The 16,374-nt window shown below is 55.1% G+C and carries 14 protein-coding genes; 6 read left to right on the top strand and 8 right to left on the bottom strand.

The features are described 5' to 3' along the window. Window positions 1-68 precede the first annotated feature (68 nt). On the top strand, window positions 69-1,472 hold the full coding sequence (locus LNA76_RS12855; RefSeq protein ID WP_230019210.1) for an amino acid permease: 1,404 nt from the start codon (window positions 69-71) through the stop codon (window positions 1,470-1,472). A 48-nt stretch (window positions 1,473-1,520) separates the two neighbouring features. Here the strand turns inward: LNA76_RS12855 and LNA76_RS12850 are convergent, their stop codons facing one another. The 4 genes from LNA76_RS12850 to LNA76_RS12835 all read right to left on the bottom strand — a co-directional run bounded on the left by LNA76_RS12850 (window position 1,521) and on the right by LNA76_RS12835 (window position 5,558). After that, window positions 1,521-2,822, bottom strand: a complete 1,302-nt coding sequence (locus tag LNA76_RS12850; protein ID WP_094197572.1) for a sulfate adenylyltransferase subunit 1 — start codon at window positions 2,820-2,822, stop codon at window positions 1,521-1,523. Next, complete coding sequence (gene cysD, locus LNA76_RS12845) at window positions 2,822-3,733, bottom strand: sulfate adenylyltransferase subunit CysD (protein ID WP_094197571.1); 912 nt, start codon at window positions 3,731-3,733, stop codon at window positions 2,822-2,824. Before cysD ends, LNA76_RS12850 begins: the two co-directional genes overlap by 1 nt. Window positions 3,734-3,742: 9 nt before the next feature. Continuing rightward, entirely contained in the window at window positions 3,743-4,480 is a 738-nt protein-coding gene (locus LNA76_RS12840; protein WP_230019209.1) for a phosphoadenylyl-sulfate reductase, read from the bottom strand. Window positions 4,481-4,667: 187 nt separating this feature from the next. Beyond that, window positions 4,668-5,558, bottom strand: coding sequence for a DMT family transporter (locus tag LNA76_RS12835; RefSeq protein ID WP_230019208.1), 891 nt, complete (start codon window positions 5,556-5,558; stop codon window positions 4,668-4,670). Window positions 5,559-5,710: 152 nt separating this feature from the next. Between LNA76_RS12835 and LNA76_RS12830 the strand changes: the two genes are divergently transcribed. From LNA76_RS12830 to LNA76_RS12815, 4 genes are all read left to right on the top strand, one after another. Beyond that, window positions 5,711-7,147, top strand: a complete 1,437-nt coding sequence (locus tag LNA76_RS12830) for an aminotransferase-like domain-containing protein (protein ID WP_230019207.1) — start codon at window positions 5,711-5,713, stop codon at window positions 7,145-7,147. A 191-nt stretch (window positions 7,148-7,338) separates the two neighbouring features. Next, window positions 7,339-7,902, top strand: a complete 564-nt coding sequence (ahpC, locus tag LNA76_RS12825) for an alkyl hydroperoxide reductase subunit C (protein WP_042488726.1) — start codon at window positions 7,339-7,341, stop codon at window positions 7,900-7,902. 116 nt (window positions 7,903-8,018) lie between these two features. Then, window positions 8,019-9,611, top strand: coding sequence for an alkyl hydroperoxide reductase subunit F (ahpF, locus tag LNA76_RS12820; protein WP_230019206.1), 1,593 nt, complete (start codon window positions 8,019-8,021; stop codon window positions 9,609-9,611). 479 nt (window positions 9,612-10,090) lie between these two features. After that, complete coding sequence (locus LNA76_RS12815; protein WP_094197567.1) at window positions 10,091-10,327, top strand: hypothetical protein; 237 nt, start codon at window positions 10,091-10,093, stop codon at window positions 10,325-10,327. 257 nt (window positions 10,328-10,584) lie between these two features. Here LNA76_RS12815 and LNA76_RS12810 read toward each other — a convergent pair whose 3' ends face one another. From LNA76_RS12810 to LNA76_RS12795, 4 genes are all read right to left on the bottom strand, one after another. Next, window positions 10,585-11,169: a hypothetical protein gene (locus LNA76_RS12810; RefSeq protein ID WP_230019205.1), complete on the bottom strand. Its 585-nt coding sequence runs from the start codon at window positions 11,167-11,169 to the stop codon at window positions 10,585-10,587. Between the two features lie 129 nt (window positions 11,170-11,298). Continuing rightward, window positions 11,299-12,465 (bottom strand): MFS transporter, encoded by a 1,167-nt coding sequence (locus tag LNA76_RS12805; RefSeq protein WP_230019204.1) that lies wholly within the window; start codon window positions 12,463-12,465, stop codon window positions 11,299-11,301. Between the two features lie 62 nt (window positions 12,466-12,527). Continuing rightward, a complete protein-coding gene (locus LNA76_RS12800; RefSeq protein ID WP_230019203.1) occupies window positions 12,528-13,046 on the bottom strand; it encodes a MarR family winged helix-turn-helix transcriptional regulator in 519 nt (172 codons plus the stop codon). A 529-nt stretch (window positions 13,047-13,575) separates the two neighbouring features. After that, window positions 13,576-14,484 carry a LysR family transcriptional regulator gene (locus LNA76_RS12795; protein WP_121739485.1) on the bottom strand — a complete coding sequence of 303 codons (909 nt, stop codon included), beginning with the start codon at window positions 14,482-14,484 and terminating at the stop codon, window positions 13,576-13,578. A gap of 262 nt (window positions 14,485-14,746) precedes the next feature. On the opposite strand from LNA76_RS12795, the gene LNA76_RS12790 reads away from it, so the two are divergent. Further along, window positions 14,747-16,270 carry an acetyl-CoA hydrolase/transferase family protein gene (locus LNA76_RS12790; RefSeq protein ID WP_094197565.1) on the top strand — a complete coding sequence of 508 codons (1,524 nt, stop codon included), beginning with the start codon at window positions 14,747-14,749 and terminating at the stop codon, window positions 16,268-16,270. The last annotated feature ends 104 nt before the right edge of the window (window positions 16,271-16,374 follow it).

Below are 16,374 nucleotides of genomic sequence, written 5' to 3'. Positions count from 1 at the left end.
CATATCGTCGGGGCGCCTCGGGTGGGTCAGAACTGACCCGCCAGTGAATAAAAAGCGAGGAGACAATAATGACCATGCCTGAACAGGCAGGCCAGGGTGCGCTCGCGCCCGGCCTGAACTCAAGACAGATGTCCATGATTTCTATCGCGGGGATCATCGGTGCCGGACTGTTCATTGGATCGGCCAATGCCATCGCGAAGACCGGGCCGGCAGCGGTACTGTCCTATATCTTGACGGGAGCATTGGTGCTGCTGGTCATGCGTATGTTGGGCGAGATGGCTGTCGCCAATCCGGATAGCGGTTCATTTTCCACCTATGCCGCGCGGGCGATCGGGCCCTGGGCGGGTTTTTCCATTGGCTGGCTGTATTGGTGGTTCTGGGGTTTGATCATTCCCGTCGAAGCCATTGCTGGGGCCTATATCCTGCATCAATGGATGCCGGATATCCCTTCGTGGCTGTTTTCCATTGTCATCATGGTCGCCTTGTCGGTGACCAATCTGTTTAGCGTCAAGAATTTTGGCGAGTTTGAGTTCTGGTTTGCTTTGATCAAGGTGCTGGCCATCATTGTGTTTATTGTGGCTTGTCTGTGCGCCCTGACTGGTTTCTGGCCCTGGGTTGAGGGGGGCAAGGTGCCGATGATTCCCGTGTTCAGCAATTTCGCGCCGCAGGGCATGGGGGCCGTGCTGGCGGGCATTCTGATTACGATGTTTTCATTTTTTGGGGCGGAGATCGTGACGATTGCCGCCGCCGAAACCGATAAGCCCCAGGAAAAGATACGTAAGGCGACCAATCTGGTGGTCTACCGTATTTCCCTGTTTTATGTGTTGTCGATTTCCTTGATTGTGCTGATCGTCGGTTACGACGATCCCAGGCTGATGCAGGTGGGGTCATTTCAGCGCACGCTGGAAGTTCTTCGCTTGCCCGAGGCCAAGCTGGTAGTGGATGTGGTGGTGCTGATCGCGGTGACTTCCTGCATGAACTCCGGCTTGTACACGGCCTCTCGGATGATTTATTCCCTGTCCGTCCGTGGTGATGCCCCTGCTTGTATTGCCAGGGTATCGTCCAAAGGTGTGCCTTATAACGCCGTGCTTGTATCGACCTTGGCCGGTTTTGCAGGATGTCTGGTCAATTATCTCTTGCCCGGACAGGTGTTTTCGTTCTTGCTGTCCACAACGGGGGCGATTGCCCTGATCGTTTATCTGGTCATTGCCGTGTCCCAACTACTGTCGCGTCGCCAGGCGGAAAACGCAGGCATAGATTTGCCATTCAAGATGTGGTTTTTCCCCTGGCTGACCTATTTGTCCATCACGCTGATTCTGGCAGTGCTGGTGTATATGGCGATGGTGGAGGCGTACCGTTATCAGTTAGCCATGACGTTGGGCGTGAGTGCGTGTATTGTGCTGGCGGCCTTTATAAGGCTCAGGCGCGGTTCGGGACAGCTCCAGCCAGTCAGACAGCAAGGGGCGTTGTGATCCTATGCGGTGCCTGCGGCAAGGCTTGGGTCTGCCGCAGGCTGGTCTTTATACGCGCTTTTGGACCAGGCCAGCCGCCACGGTCTGGTTTGTGCTGGGGTCGATCAAGATGAAAGAGCCGGTACTGGAATGATCCTGATAATCGTCCAGCACCAGCAGGTCGCGGCTGACCAGGCTGACACGGCCAATATCATTCAGGGACAAGGTGCCGGTGGCTTGCTGCTCTTGCAAACTATGTACATCGCGCAAGGCATGAACGGCTTGCACCTTGGCTTGCGTCAGACGAGTGCCTTGCTTTAACCAGTAAGAGCGGGTGGTATTCAAGGCTTGCTCGTCCAGCCAACATAGCTGCGCATCAAAGTGTTTGCTGGTGTTGACGTCCTCATGGGCCAGTGTCAGCAAATCGCCCCGTGAAATATCCAACTCACGATCCAATACCACGGTCACCGCGTCCCCGTCGCTGACGGAACCTTGTTCCGTGCCAGCGCGAAATAATTGTGTGATGACGGCGGTTTTCCCGCTAGGCCATACTTGAACGCTATCGCCCACATGCAGGCGGCCACCATTGAGCTGACCGGCATAGCCCCGAAAGCCGTCAGCGCGGCTGCCACCATGACGCGCTACCCATTGCACAAACAATCGGGCAGGGCGCTGAATGTTCTCGCGCAGATCCAGCGATTCGAGTAAAGGCAGCAGCGGCAAGCCTTGATACCAAGGTGTGTGCGGCGATGCCTGGGTGATGTTCTCACCCTTCAAGGCTGAAAGCGGAATGATGTGAAAGTGTTCAATCCCCAGCTGCGTAGCCAGTTGCCGATAGGCGGCATGAATGCGGTCGAACACGGCCTGATCCCAATTGACCAGGTCCATCTTGTTCACCGCTACGACGATATGATGCAGGCCCAGCAGTTTGGCAACGGTGCTGTGGCGCTTGGTCTGGGTCAGTAGCTCTCCGTCTTGGGCGCGATGTGCATCAATCAGAATGATGGCAGCCTGTGCGGTGGAGGCACCCGTAATCATGTTGCGGGTGTACTGCTCGTGGCCGGGGGTATCGGCCACGATGAACTTGCGTTTGGGAGTCGCGAAGTAGCGGTAGGCCACATCAATGGTGATGCCTTGTTCGCGCTCGGCTTCCAGGCCATCGGTTAGCAGGGCCAGATCGGGTTCGGCGTCCTCTCCGCGCTTGTACTTGGAGCGTTGGATGGCCGCTATCTGGTCGGCAAACACGCCCTGGCTGTCCACCAGCAAACGGCCAATCAAGGTGGATTTTCCGTCGTCCACGGAGCCAGCAGTAATCAGACGCAGCACGCCTTGATCGGCAGCCTGCAGCCAGGCGTCATTGACGGTATTCATTAGAAATATCCTTGTTTCTTGCGGTGTTCCATGGAGGCCTCAGACGTCTGGTCATCCATACGGGTGGCACCGCGTTCGGTAATCGTGGCCAAGGCGGTTTCAGCAATAATGTCCTGCACGGATGCGGCGGTAGAGAGCACTGGGCAGGTGCAGGAAATATCGCCTACGGTGCGAAAACGCACATCGCGCCATTCGGGGGTTTCGCCATCGAGCAAGGGAGTCAGCGGGGTGATGGGAACGATCAGGCCCTGACGCTCCACCACTTCGCGCGAGTGGGTGTAGTAGATGGACGGCAGATCAATGGCTTCACGCTGGATGTATTGCCAGACGTCCAGTTCGGTCCAGTTGGAAATCGGGAAGACGCGCAGGTTCTCGCCCTTGTGAATACGGGTGTTGAACAAGTGCCACAGCTCGGGGCGTTGTGCTTTGGGGTCCCATTGGCCGAACTCGTCGCGAAAGGACACGATGCGCTCTTTGGCACGGGCTTTTTCTTCGTCGCGGCGGGCACCACCGAAACAGGCATCAAAGCCAAATTCGGCAATGGCTTCCAGCAAGGTGACCGCTTGGGCGCCGTTGCGGCTGGCTGTCTCGTGGCGCAGCACCACGGTGCCGCGCGCAATGGAATCTTCCACGCTGCGTACTATCAGCTCGGCGTTCAGTTCAGCGGCGCGGCGGTCCCGAAATTCGATCACTTCCGGGTAATTGTGGCCGGTGTCCACATGCATCAAGGGAAACGGCAGCGGGCCAGGCGCAAAGGCTTTTTGGGCCAGTTGCAGCAGCACGGCGGAATCCTTGCCGCCGGAGAACAGCAGCACGGGTTTTTCAGCTTCGGCGGCGATTTCGCGCAGAATAAAAATGGCCTCGGCTTCCAGCCAGTCCAGATGAGTACGGGTAGAGAGTGGTTCGCCCATGGGGTTCCTTCAGGTGTTGACACGGCTATTCAGATTGCTGGCATGCAGGCCGCATTCCAGGCTGTCGCGCTGTTCCCACCACCAGCGCCCGGCGCGCACGTCTTCACCGGGGCGAATGGCACGCGTACAGGGCTCGCAGCCTATGGAGGGGTAGCCCTGGTCGTGCAGTGAGTTGTAGGGGATGCTCAAGCCACGGATCACGGCCCACACATCGTCCTGAGTCCATTCGATCAAGGGGTTGAATTTCTGCAGTCCAAAGACGCTGTCGTATTCCTTGCTGGACAGCTCGGTACGGCTGGCGGTTTGTTCGCGGCGCTGGCCGGTAATCCAGGCCGATCGGCCTTGCAAGGCACGGCGCAAGGGTTCCACTTTGCGGATCGCGCAGCATTCCTTGCGCAGCTCCACGCTTTCGTAGAAAGCATGCGTGCCATGGGTGCGGACGTGTTCTTGTACCCGCTCCAGATCAGGATGAAAAAATAGGATGGGGCGTTCATAGTGCTCCTGGATATGGCGGCCCAGTTGCAAGGTCTCTGCGTGAAGGCGGCCGGTATCCAGGGTGATCGTGTCCAGCTCGGGGGTGTAGATGGACATGGCATGAAACAGCACCATGTCTTCGGCGGCCAGGGAACTGGCCAGAACGGCATCCGTGTGTTCGCGTGCGATGATTCGCAGATCGTCGCGTAGCTGTTTCCACAGCATCAGTGGCCGGGCGCTCAGGGCAATCGCGGCAGGGGCTTGGGCGGGCATGATCAGATGTCCTTGCGGCAATACCAGCACCGCCCCTGCTCAAAACGGAGTCACGTGGGCCGCGCTATTGCCTTGCATTGGTTCATGGGATGATGAGCCAGTGTGCTTGCGCGAGCCCACGCTGGGAACGAAGTATTAGTTAGGTGAATATGCTCTTGCTGTATTTAGCCGCCTTGTCATTGCGTTTTCAGGCGCGTCGGCTGGCCGCAATAATGGCAATGATGACGATGCAGGACAGCCAGGTCAGCAGGTCCACTTGCTCGCTTAACCATACGGCGGAGATCAGCACGGTCAGAAAAGGCTGGGCCAGTTGTACCTGCCCAATACGGGCCACCCCACCCATGGCCATCGCCTTGTACCAGGGGAAGAAACCCAGCAAGGACGAGAACAGGGCCAGGTAGAGCAGGGCCATGACAGACTGGGCGGCAGGCATTTCTGTCATGGAAAAGGCGAGCCCCAAGGAGGCAGGAATGGTCAGCGGCAAGCTGGCGGCCAGGCACCAGCAAATGGTGCGCCAGCCTCCCAGGGTGCGAGCCACACGGCCACCTTCGGCATAGCCTACGCCAGACATGAACACAGCCAGGGCCAACCAGATATCGCCGGTTTGCAGCGCGCCTTCACCAATATAGAAAGCGTAAAGCAGTACCAGTACGGCACCCAGCAGGCTCAACATCCAGAAGCGGCGACTTAAGGGCTCATTGCTACGGGCCGAGGAAACAATCGCGGTCGCCAGAGGAATCAGCCCGCTTAACACGGCCCCGTGCGAGGACGGTACCGTCTGCATGGCAATTGAAGAGAACACCGGCCAGCCTACGATCACACCCGTACACGAAAGGGCAATACCACGCCATTCCGATGCCGTGGGGCGGCGGCTGCGGGTGGCCAGTAAGATGAGGGCTGCGCACACCCCGCCGATACTGGCTCGTGCCATCCCCACCAGCCAAGGGTCAAAGCTTTGCACTGCCAGCCGTGTCATGGGCAAGGTGAAGGCAAAGACGATAACCCCGATAAAAGCGTAGACATAGATCAGCAGTGCTGGGGTGGAACTGGGCATGGGAAGGCTGGTGCTGCGGCTCATGAAAATCACCACGGATAGGAAATAGGTTGATCACAGCTTTGAGCTTAAAATAAATAGGCGGTACAGTTACGATACAGTTCATCAGTCAGTCGATCAGACTGTATTGGTCGCATCACCGCTACAGTCGGTTTTCACGATTAAAGGTCAGCATCATGGAATGGTTGGATTGGCAGCCCGTGCGGGGTTCGGACGTGACACTAAGCGATCAGTTGGTTGCCTGGGTGCAGCAAGCCCTGCATTTGCGCTATCGGGGCGGCAGCCGGCTCCCTTCGGTGCGTCGATTGGCGCAGTCTGCTGGGGTCAGCCCCCATACCGTAGTGGCTGCGTACGACAAGTTGATGGCCTTGGGCTTGGTGGAGTCTCGACCCGGTTCAGGTTTCTTTGTGCGGGTGCGTAGCTCTGGGCGCCTGCGTTCCGAATCCTTGCACGTAGAAAAGAATGAGCCACGCAAGATAGATGTGAACTGGATGCTGAACAGTTTTATGGGGCATAGCGACAGCGCGGGCATTCCCCGCCAGTGGCTGGACAACGACATGATTCTGGCGGCCTTGCGGCAGGTCAGCCGTAGCGCGGGCTCCAACTTGCTGGGCTATGGGCATTCACATGGCTATCGTCCCTTGCGCCAGCATATTGCGGGGCAACTGGAAGACAGCGGCATACAGGCGGATCCCGATACCCAGCTTGTCTTGTGTAGTGGCGTGACCCAGGCGCTGGATTTGCTTTTGCGCCATTGGTTGCGTCCGGGTGATGCGGTTGTTGTGGAAGATCCAGCCTGGTATTTGCTGTTTGCTCGTCTGGCTGTGGTGGATGTGCGGGTGTTCAGTGTGCCACGCCGTGCAGATGGTCCGGATCTGGCTGTCTTGGAGCAACTGGCGCGTGAGCATCGTCCACGCCTGGTCATTCTGAATACCGTGGTGCATAACCCCACCGGCTTTAGTTTGAGCCCGGCGGCGGCACACAGCATTCTGACCTTGGCTCAGACCTGGGACTTTCACATTATTGAAGACGATACCTATAGCGAGCTGCATGCCAGTCCTGCCTGTCGTCTGGCTCAGTTGGACCAGTTGAACCGCGTCACCTTGGTAGGGGGCTATTCCAAGGTGATGGCTGCTGGTTTGCGGGTAGCTTACATGGCAGCGGCTCCCGAGCTTTTACAGGCTTTGGTGAATTTGAAAATGTTGGCGGGGCTGACCTCGCCGGAATTGGGTGAGCGGGTCATTCACCGAGTGCTGGTAGACGGTGCCTATCGCAAGCATCTGGATCGCTTGCGTCGTCATACTGATCGCGATAGGCACAGAACGTTGGAGCAACTGGCTCACTTGGGTTTGGCTCCGGACGCGCCGCCCCAGGCGGGCATGTTTGTTTGGGTGGATACGGGCGTGGATACGGAAAGTTTGGTGCGCGCTTTGGGGCGTCCTGGCCATTTATTGGTGCCAGGGGCCTTGTTTTGTCCGCAACAGCAACTATCTACTTATATGCGCATTAATGTTTCTTTAGGCGATGATGCGCAGTTTTGGCAGGATTTTGCCCGTTGTTTAGTCAATGCCCAGCAATCCTCCAGTCCTGCGCTCAGCGAAGTAGCCTTATAGCTTGAACGCTGATAGTTGCACTGTCATCTCGCTCTGTTAGCATAAGTCTGTGCGACGCATAGAAAGAAGTTTTTATGCGACGTGCGATAGCTAATAGCAATGAGCGTTATTGCATTAATCAATTTTACTAATCGTCAGTGGCTTCCTATAATGGCTTTACTGTCAATGATTAATCACTCACCGGAGCAAATATGTCTTTGATCAACACCGTCATCAAACCTTTTAAAGCACAAGCTTTTCACAACGGCAAATTTATCGAAGTCAGCAACGAAACCGTTGCCGGTAAGTGGGCTGTTTTTGTTTTCTACCCAGCCGACTTTACGTTTGTTTGCCCAACCGAACTGGAAGACTTGGCCGACAACTACGCCGAGTTCCAAAAAATGGGCGTAGAGGTTTACTCCGTGTCCACCGACACTCACTTTGCTCACAAAGCATGGCACGACACCTCGGAAGCCATCAGCAAAGTGAACTACCCAATGATCGGTGACCCTACTCATCAGCTGTCGCGCAACTTTGACGTGCTGATCGAAGAAGAAGGTATCGCTTTGCGCGGTACGTTCGTAGTGAACCCAGAAGGCGAAATCAAGGTTCTGGAAATCCACGACAACGGTATCGGCCGTGTGGCTTCCGAGCTGCTGCGCAAAGTTAAGGCTGCTCAGTACATCGCTGCTCACCCCGGTGAAGTTTGCCCAGCCAAATGGGAAGAAGGCGCCAAGACGCTGACTCCTTCCCTGGATCTGGTTGGCAAGATCTAAGACCTTTTAAACACGGGTCTTAAGCGGTGGTCGGCGCGCTGCGCCGCCACCCCGGTGCCTGACCGGTTCAGGCACCTCAAGTTGTTTCGTTCAGTACAGGATAAAGGGCGTTTCACATGTTAGATGCAAACATCAAAACTCAATTGAAGGCATATCTCGAGAAGATCACGCAACCGATCGAGATCGTTGCGACGCTGGATACTGGCGCCAAGTCCGTCGAGCTGCGCGAACTGTTGCAAGAAATTGATGGTCTGTCCGACAAGACCAGCTATCGCGAAGATGCGGATGCGCAAGAGCGTAAGCCTTCCTTCCAAATTAACCGTCCCGGTACCGACATTAGCGTGAGCTTTGCGGGTATCCCGATGGGACACGAATTTACCTCTTTGATCCTGGCCCTGCTGCAAGTGGGTGGCCATGAGATCAAACTGGATGCCGCTGTGATTGAGCAGATCCGTAATCTGCCCGGCGACTTTGTTTTTGAAACGTATTTCTCGCTGTCGTGCCAGAACTGTCCTGACGTAGTGCAGGCCTTGAATGCCATGTCCGTGATCAACCCACGTATCAAGCACGTGGCCATTGACGGAGCCCTGTTCCAGGACGAGGTTCAGCAGCGCAACATCATGTCGGTTCCGGCCGTGTTCTTGAATGGCGAAATGTTCCATCAAGGCCGTGCCAGTGCTGAAGAGTTGCTGGCCAAGCTGGATACGGGCGATAACTCGGCTCGTGCTGAAGCCTTGAATGCCAAGGACGAGTTTGATGTCCTGATCGTCGGCGGTGGTCCTGCTGGTGCAGCCGCGGCTGTGTACGCTGCTCGCAAGGGTATTCGTACGGGTGTATTGGCCGAGCGTTTCGGTGGTCAGGTTCTGGACACCATGTCTATCGAGAACTACATCTCGGTGGTCGAGACCAATGGTCCTGCCTTTGCCACCGCGCTGGAGCAACACGTTAAAACGTACGATGTGGACATCATGAATCTGCATCGTGCCAAGGGTATTCGCCGCGAAGGCAAGAAAGTCATCGTAGATGTGGATGGCGGCGCTCAACTGAAAGCCAAGTCCGTGATTCTGGCTACCGGTGCCCGCTGGCGTGAATTGAATGTGCCTGGCGAACAGGATTACCGTAACCGTGGTGTGGCGTACTGCCCGCACTGTGATGGTCCGCTGTTCAAGGGCAAGGATGTAGCGGTGGTCGGTGGTGGTAACTCCGGTGTCGAGGCGGCGATTGACCTGGCTGGGTTGGTCAAGCACGTTACCTTGATTGAGTTTGGCGATGCCTTGCGCGCTGACCAGGTTTTGCAGAACAAGCTGCGCAGCATGCCTAATGTGACGATCATTACTCAGGCTCAGACGACGGAAGTTCTGGGTGACGGCGCCAAGGTTGTTGGTTTGAATTACCTGGATCGTCAGACCCAGCAAGCCAAGAGCATCAAGCTGGACGGTGTGTTCGTTCAGATTGGTCTGGTACCCAACACGGAATGGCTCAAGGGCAGCGATGTGGCTTTGTCGCGCCATGGCGAGATCGAGGTTGATGTACGCGGCGCTACTTCGCTGACAGGTGTATTTGCTGCAGGCGACGTGACGACTGTGCCTTACAAGCAGATCGTGATTGCTGCCGGTGAAGGTGCCAAGGCTGCCTTGAGCGCGTTTGATTACCTGATCCGTAGTTCGGCTGACGTTGAAGAACCGGCTGCGGAGCAAGTGACTGCTTAAGTCTTTCTGATTGTTGGATCTTGCTGTTCAAGAAGGCCACCCTGTTTAGGGTGGCCTTTTTTTGTTTTTCACCGAATGTGATTAGAGGCTGCTGTTAGGCATTAGGTGTGAAGAAGACGCGACCCGCATCGCTTGGAGATGCGCTTGAGTCAATAAGATATTCAGGGTGAACGTGAGAACGTGCCAAGACTGTAGCAAGTCGCTAGAGGAATGGATGCTGATGCTTGCAAAAGGATTTGGCGTTTAGGGTATGGTTTCGGGAAAATCAGGCCGTTTGTAGGGACGTTATTTGTTATTATTCCGGTATGTCACAGGACATAAATGGGTTCCATTTTGTCGCTACATGTCGCTATGAATCTAGCAAAGCCGCCTCAGCATTGATCAGGGTTATTGGGTGTTTTCTAACGGTTCAGTAGTGCGTGTAGGCCAAAGGACGTCATTTTCCTTGTATCTAGACTCTCATACATAGAGGACATTCAATGATCAACGTCACACTCTTTCATGACGGATGCAATATTTGCTTGGGTATTGACGAGCTGATGCGCGGCGTTTTCTCGACACCCGGGCATCACTACCAGGCATTCAATCTCTCGCAGCAGCAGGAAGGTGTTGCCGATGCGCTTGCCGCTGGAGTGACGCGACTGCCCTCGTTATTAATCGATGGTCGGGTGTTAAGGCTGGATGATCATTCGCCGATCGAACATTATGTGAAGTAGTGTCGATTCAGGCGTACCATCGCGTCTAGCGTTCAGGCTTATCAGGCATATTCTGCTTGCACAGGCTAGAGGACGCTACCACCGTACCGGCTCTGAAGCTGTGTCGATAAACACTGTACTTTAACCAAGCAGCCCCCGCGATTCTCGAGGCGATCGACAGCTTTAGCCTGAAAGGCTAAAGCTGCGCTTGTCCAAGGGACGTCTAAACCGACGTTAAGGCCTTGTCACATAGGCATGAAATACACCATGGGGGCAGCTTAAACGCGCTTGCTGCCGTTGCCAAGATCCGTCTTTTGCTGCTTAAGCCAACTATCATGCAGCCATTTCTCAGTCTTGCGGTGACCGGGAAAGGTAATCCAGGTAATGTCGCGCTCGAACACCATGGGCTGCTCATCAGGTCCAACAATGACCCAGAACCACAAGCGGTCCTCCAAGTTGCGGGCCTTCACTTTCATACCGGTTAAGGTCACGGTTTCTGTACGACCGTTTCGTTCTATGCGAATGGGCTCATCATGGGTATCCACCCAATGAATCTCCATTTTAGGCAACAAGTCAGGGGCATGCTCCTGCAAGAAAGCACGGGCGATCGCCTCACTACGTTCGGCGCTGGGCAAGGGTCGATCCACCAGGTCCAAAGAAATATGCGCAAAGCCTTTCAGCCGCCCGGACTCAGACACTACGGAGCTGAAGTGCTCACCTTCCAAACCTGAATTTCGACCATCCTCACGCTCATAACGGGTCAATACAACGGCTTCACCATCCACGCTAACAGCACCTTGGGCCACCTGAACGTAAGCTTTTGGAACAAAGGCAGCAGCCGGATTATTGATTGTGGTACTCATGACATTCTCCGTAGAAGAGGGGCTAGTCTGTGCCTGCACAGGAACAAGCCAAACCGCTTGCAGCGTTACTGCAGCAAGCACAGCAGGAACAGCAGGAACAGAAAAATAAACTCGCATCGTTGCAGACTCCTAGTTGGGAAAAGCGGCGTAGATCGCGCAGATGGCCAATACGCCAGCAAGCAGCAAATAGGTACTGGCCAAAGCCATATCCGCCGTATGTTGGGCCAACCATGGCCCCAGACTTGCGCCAATAAACAGCACGAAGGTGTAGAGCGACACAGCCAATCCCCGCAGCGAGATATCGCTAACTCCTGCTACTCGGGCAATCAGGCTAGGAACGCTGATACCCAGTCCGGCCACAAATAAGAAACTGGAGCCAAGCAAAGCCATCAGGTGCTCCTCCCCGGCCCATGCACTCAAGGCCAAACCTGCTGCGGCGCACACTAATCCAGCGCCCAAGGTACGCTGCGGCCCTAACTTCGGCAGCACGACAGCAACCAGCAAAGGCATCAAAAAAGCAGGCGCCACCACAGCTCGTGTCGTCATAGGAGAAATGCCCAACTGCTCAAATTGCATTCCGAGTTTGCTATCCAAGATCATGTAGAAAGCAACGAAACACATCAGCAGGAAGAATGCAGGCAGGTAAACACGGCGCAATCGTGCATCCGCCAACAAACTGCCTATGGCTTTGTAATTGCTGAAAAACCCGCTTAAACCTTGGCCTGCCAGCCTATCTGCTGGTTTCTTCCACAAGCTCCACGCAGTCAAGGCGAACACACCACACAGTGGCCCCAAAGCCGCCCCCAAGCCCCAAGGCCCGGCCACCAATCCGCCATAAATCTGCCCTAGCAAACCGGCGGAAAGAAAGGCCGTACTCATCCAGGCCACACTCCACATTTTTTGGCGTGGGTTGCCTCGCTCTGCCAGGTAGGTAATCGCTACGGGGGGAAAGGAAGAGGCTGCCAGGCCTTGCAACACGCGGCCAAACGTTAGGAACAGAGGGGAGCTTGCCAATGCGAGTACCGCTGTCGCGCCCACCAAGGCCAGCAGGCCACCGACCATGACATTGCGACGACCCAAGCGATCCGAAAGTGGACCAAAAATCAAAAATCCGGCTGCGTAGGCAAATCCAAAGCTGCTCACCATGCCCGTAGCTTCAATGCCATAGGTATGTTTCAACGTCCCCAAAATCGGTAAAGGCAGGTACAGCAAAGAAACAACCGATAAAGCGCAGATAACCATCAAGGCACGCAAACCTATCCCAATAGCGTGCGGATCACTGGCAGATACTTTCATGATAAATGTTCCTGGCTGTTATACAGTAAGCTACATATATGCTTAAAAAAAACGGCTGACAATCAGCCGCCGTGTGTCTTGGGCAAGATCCCTTGTTGGTTGAGCTTGAGCATCAAGCGTACAAGCACATCGCGTTCTTGCGTGTCGAAATGGCTCATCAGTTCGGCAACCCATACATAGTGAGCCGGCAAGGCTTTACCCAAAACCTCGACCCCGTGCTCGGTCAGGCGAACCAACCAGGCACGACGATCCTGAGGGTGCTGCTCCCGATTGCATAAACCGGCGATTTCCATGCGATCAATAATGCGAGTCATCGTCTGCGATGTGACCGACACCCCATCTGCCAGCGTACCTATGCTCAAACCATCCGGATTGCGCTTAAGCAGAATCAGCACGAAAAATTGTGTCTGCGATAAGCCGGAAGTGCGATCAAGATTGGCTTCAAAAGCCGACAACATTTCACTGGTAGCCGAAGCCCAGATAAGCCAAGTCTGCAGCCCATCTACATCTGGGTTGCTGTACTCGACGCCCATTTTGACCAGCGTGTCGTAGCTAGGAAGATCCTTGAGTTCAAACATCATGCTGCCACATAATCATTAAGGCTGAAATGTAGCTGACTACCTATATGTTGGTCAAGTGAATTGTTGAGGCGCAGATTTGAGGGTACGCAGATCCTCATTTTTGCTTGATCCATCCACCTTTTTAAATAAACGATCCTTGTACAGTATCCAGGTCTGGAAAAAACATGCCACCCCAAACAGCCATCCGCCTGGCCTCGTACAATAGCAAGATGAACTGCCGTCTTTACGATGCGGCAAGGCGTCTTTCTATGCAGGACTTGCATCAGGAGCGTTTGCCAAGCCACATGCACTGAGTCAGCAACTATTCGGCACCCTGGTGGAACCTAGACCTGATTATTCTGGATTGGGCGGCCACACTGGCACCAGCGCAACGGGGCCTAACGCTACGCTACGGCAATATGGCGGGCCAGAGCATGGAGAAAGATGTTGCGCTTTGGGGTGTCTTGAAAATTCAACATTGTGATGCCGGGCCTAGTTTTATATTAAGTACACAATGAGCATTCAAGGGCCAACCAGTAGCGCACCTTTGCTATGAATCTCCTTCAAGCTCAGGCCAGTTCCCCCCCAGCACATCCGTACAAACCTGCAGCCATGCTCGGGCGGCTTGCGACAGATACCGTCCATTCCATAGCAGCGCCACTTCCCAGTTCAGCGCCGGCTCCACCACTTCTTTGGCAACCCAGTCCCCCGGTTCCAGCCGAGACAGAAACGGCTGGGGCAGCAAAGCCACCCCCATTCCCGCCTGTGCCATGGAAGCCACCCAATCCCATTGATTGCTTTGTGCCGCAATATTCGCCTGCAGTCCTGCATGGGCAAAGGCACGCCGCAACATACGGGTCAAGGCGTAGTCTTCACCCAGAAAAATCAAGGGATGCTTTTCCAGCTCCCGCAGCTTGATCTTCTTTTGTGTCCCCGTCAGCGTGTCTTTGTGGCCTATTGCCCAAACCGCATGTTTGGCTACCGGGGTGGCCGATACATTCAACTCCGGTCCCAAGGGCAGAATACTGAGGCCCATTTCAACTGTGCCTGCAGCTACCATGCGCTCAATCCCCATGCCGGTCTCTTCGTGCAGGATCAGCTCGATCTGCGGATGTCGATTCTTGAAGGTCTTGAGCACTTCTGTGAACAGCACATTAATCATGGGCGGAATGCCCAGATCCAGGCGACCGCGTTGCAAGGCCTGAACTTCGTGAACTTCTCGCAGCAAGCCCTGCATGCTCTGCAAAACCTCCTGTCCGCGCTCCAGCACAATTTTGCCGCAATCGGTCAGTTGTAATTGCCGATGATCGCGGATCAGCAAGGGCTCGCCCAGTTCATCTTCCAGCTGCTTGACCATCTTGCTGATGGTCGATTGCGTCACGTTCAGGCTCTGCGCAGCTTGCGTAAAGCTTTGATGTTTAACGGTTTCAATGAAGTATCGCAAGGATCGGATATCCATGATTGGCTGGCCTTTGTTTATGATTTTTACGACTTATTGCTAGTTATTTTATTCATTATGGCGATGCTATGCTGGCTTTGTTCATAAAACATAAACGCCTGTTGTCAGGGCGATTTCGGCTTTTTCTCTCCGGCTCATACAGCCACTATTTTTAAAGCGTGATGTCGTTCTGTTGCGTGAAGATCTCGCCTGGCGCTTTCGGCCCTGGCTCCTTCCGAAAGCAACAACAGGTAGATCAATGACACAGAGACAGGAGCACACGATGTTCAAGGATCGCATTCGTTCCCCCGAATTGGAAGGCAAGGTCATGACCGCTCAGGAGGCAGCCGCCTTCTTTAAAGACGGGATGAATGTCGGGATGAGTGGTTTTACCCGCGCCGGAGACTGTAAGGTCATGCCTCGTGCCTTGGCCGAGCGGGCCCAGACTGAGCCATTAAAACTGAATGTGGTGACCGGCGCCTCGCTGGGTAATGATAGCGATGGCTTGATGGCTGAGGCCGGTGTTCTGGCCCGCCGCTCGCCGTTTCAAGTGGACTCGGTCCTGCGCCGTCATATCAATGAAGGCAAAGTCCTGTTTACTGACCAGCACTTGTCGCTGACAGTGGAGCACATGCGTTCGGGCAACTTGCCTGCCATCGACATTGCCGTCATTGAAGCGGTTGCCATTACTGAAACCGGCGCGATTGTGCCGACGACCTCGGTAGGCAATTCGGCCAGCTTTGCCCAGCAAGCCAAACACATCATTGTTGAGCTGAATCTGAGCATGCCGGTAGAGATGGAAGGCTTGCACGATATCTATGTGCCCGAAGCCCGCCCCAATCGCCAGCCGATTGAACTGACGGATGTGGACCAACGTATTGGCACCACCGCCATTCAGGTGGATCCTTCCCGCATCGTGGGTATTGTGGTGACTGATGCGATGGACAGCCCCTCCAGTGTACTGCCACCGGATGAGGAAACGCAGGCGATTGCCGGTCACATTATCGAGTTCCTGAAAGGCGAAGTGGATGCTGGCCGTATGAGCCACTCTTTGCTGCCCTTGCAGGTGGGTATCGGTACGATTGCCAATGCCGTGACGTATGGCCTGCTGGATTCTCCCTTCACTGACCTGAAGATGTACTCGGAAGTCTTGCAGGACAGTGCAATTGCCATGCTGGACTCAGGCCAGTTGAGCTTTGCCTCGGCCTCGTCCTTGACCTTGTCCGCTCCCAAAATGGCGCAGTTCCTGGAAGGTCTGGATAACTACCGCGACAAGCTGGTGCTGCGCCCTCAGGAAATCAGTAATCATCCAGAGTTGGTGCGTCGCCTGGGCATCATTGCGATCAACACCGCCCTGGAATTTGATATCTACGGCAATGTGAACTCCACCCACGTCTGTGGCACCCACATGATGAATGGCATTGGTGGCTCTGGCGACTTTGCCCGCAATGCACACCTGTCTATTTTTGTCAGCAAGTCTGTCGCCAAAGATGGCGCCATCTCCAGTGTGGTGCCGATGGCCTCGCACGTAGACCACTGCGAGCACGATGTAGCCGTACTGGTTTCTGAATGGGGTCTGGCGGATTTGCGTGGTCTGGCTCCCCGTGAGCGTGCCCGCGTGATCATCGAGAAATGTGCCCACCCTGACTACCGTCCCGCTTTGTTGGACTATGTTGAACGCGCCAGCCAACGTGGCGGTCACACGCCCCACATCCTGGAAGAGGCCCTGTCCTGGCACGTTCGTTTCCAGCAGGAAGGCACGATGAAACAGGAGCAGTTCCAGACACAGGAGCTTGCTACTGCGTAGTCCATCAGGTCTGGTAATGCGTTGCCGAGTCAGTCCGGTAGCGTAGACCTTACAAGCTGACCTGATCGCCCCTGGCACTCCACCCGTGTCAGGGGCATTTTTTT

It is taken from the genome of Alcaligenes sp. MMA (assembly GCF_020907215.1).
Taxonomy (GTDB): Bacteria; Pseudomonadota; Gammaproteobacteria; order Burkholderiales; family Burkholderiaceae_B; genus Alcaligenes; species Alcaligenes aquatilis.
This window is presented reverse-complemented; position numbering and strand designations above follow the sequence as displayed.

Bases quoted from the DNA above. Each gene is read 5' to 3' on its own strand.
- LNA76_RS12790 (WP_094197565.1), top strand. From the start codon at position 14,747: ATGTTCAAGGATCGCATTCGTTCCCCCGAATTGGAAGGCAAGGTCATG.
- LNA76_RS12835 (WP_230019208.1), bottom strand. From the start codon at position 5,558: ATGAGCCGCAGCACCAGCCTTCCCATGCCCAGTTCCACCCCAGCACTG.
- LNA76_RS12805 (WP_230019204.1), bottom strand. From the start codon at position 12,465: ATGAAAGTATCTGCCAGTGATCCGCACGCTATTGGGATAGGTTTGCGT.
- cysD (WP_094197571.1), bottom strand. From the start codon at position 3,733: ATGGGCGAACCACTCTCTACCCGTACTCATCTGGACTGGCTGGAAGCC.
- LNA76_RS12850 (WP_094197572.1), bottom strand. From the start codon at position 2,822: ATGAATACCGTCAATGACGCCTGGCTGCAGGCTGCCGATCAAGGCGTG.
- LNA76_RS12830 (WP_230019207.1), top strand. From the start codon at position 5,711: ATGGAATGGTTGGATTGGCAGCCCGTGCGGGGTTCGGACGTGACACTA.
- LNA76_RS12840 (WP_230019209.1), bottom strand. From the start codon at position 4,480: ATGCCCGCCCAAGCCCCTGCCGCGATTGCCCTGAGCGCCCGGCCACTG.
- LNA76_RS12795 (WP_121739485.1), bottom strand. From the start codon at position 14,484: ATGGATATCCGATCCTTGCGATACTTCATTGAAACCGTTAAACATCAA.
- LNA76_RS12800 (WP_230019203.1), bottom strand. From the start codon at position 13,046: ATGATGTTTGAACTCAAGGATCTTCCTAGCTACGACACGCTGGTCAAA.
- LNA76_RS12855 (WP_230019210.1), top strand. From the start codon at position 69: ATGACCATGCCTGAACAGGCAGGCCAGGGTGCGCTCGCGCCCGGCCTG.
- LNA76_RS12810 (WP_230019205.1), bottom strand. From the start codon at position 11,169: ATGAGTACCACAATCAATAATCCGGCTGCTGCCTTTGTTCCAAAAGCT.
- LNA76_RS12815 (WP_094197567.1), top strand. From the start codon at position 10,091: ATGATCAACGTCACACTCTTTCATGACGGATGCAATATTTGCTTGGGT.
- ahpC (WP_042488726.1), top strand. From the start codon at position 7,339: ATGTCTTTGATCAACACCGTCATCAAACCTTTTAAAGCACAAGCTTTT.
- ahpF (WP_230019206.1), top strand. From the start codon at position 8,019: ATGTTAGATGCAAACATCAAAACTCAATTGAAGGCATATCTCGAGAAG.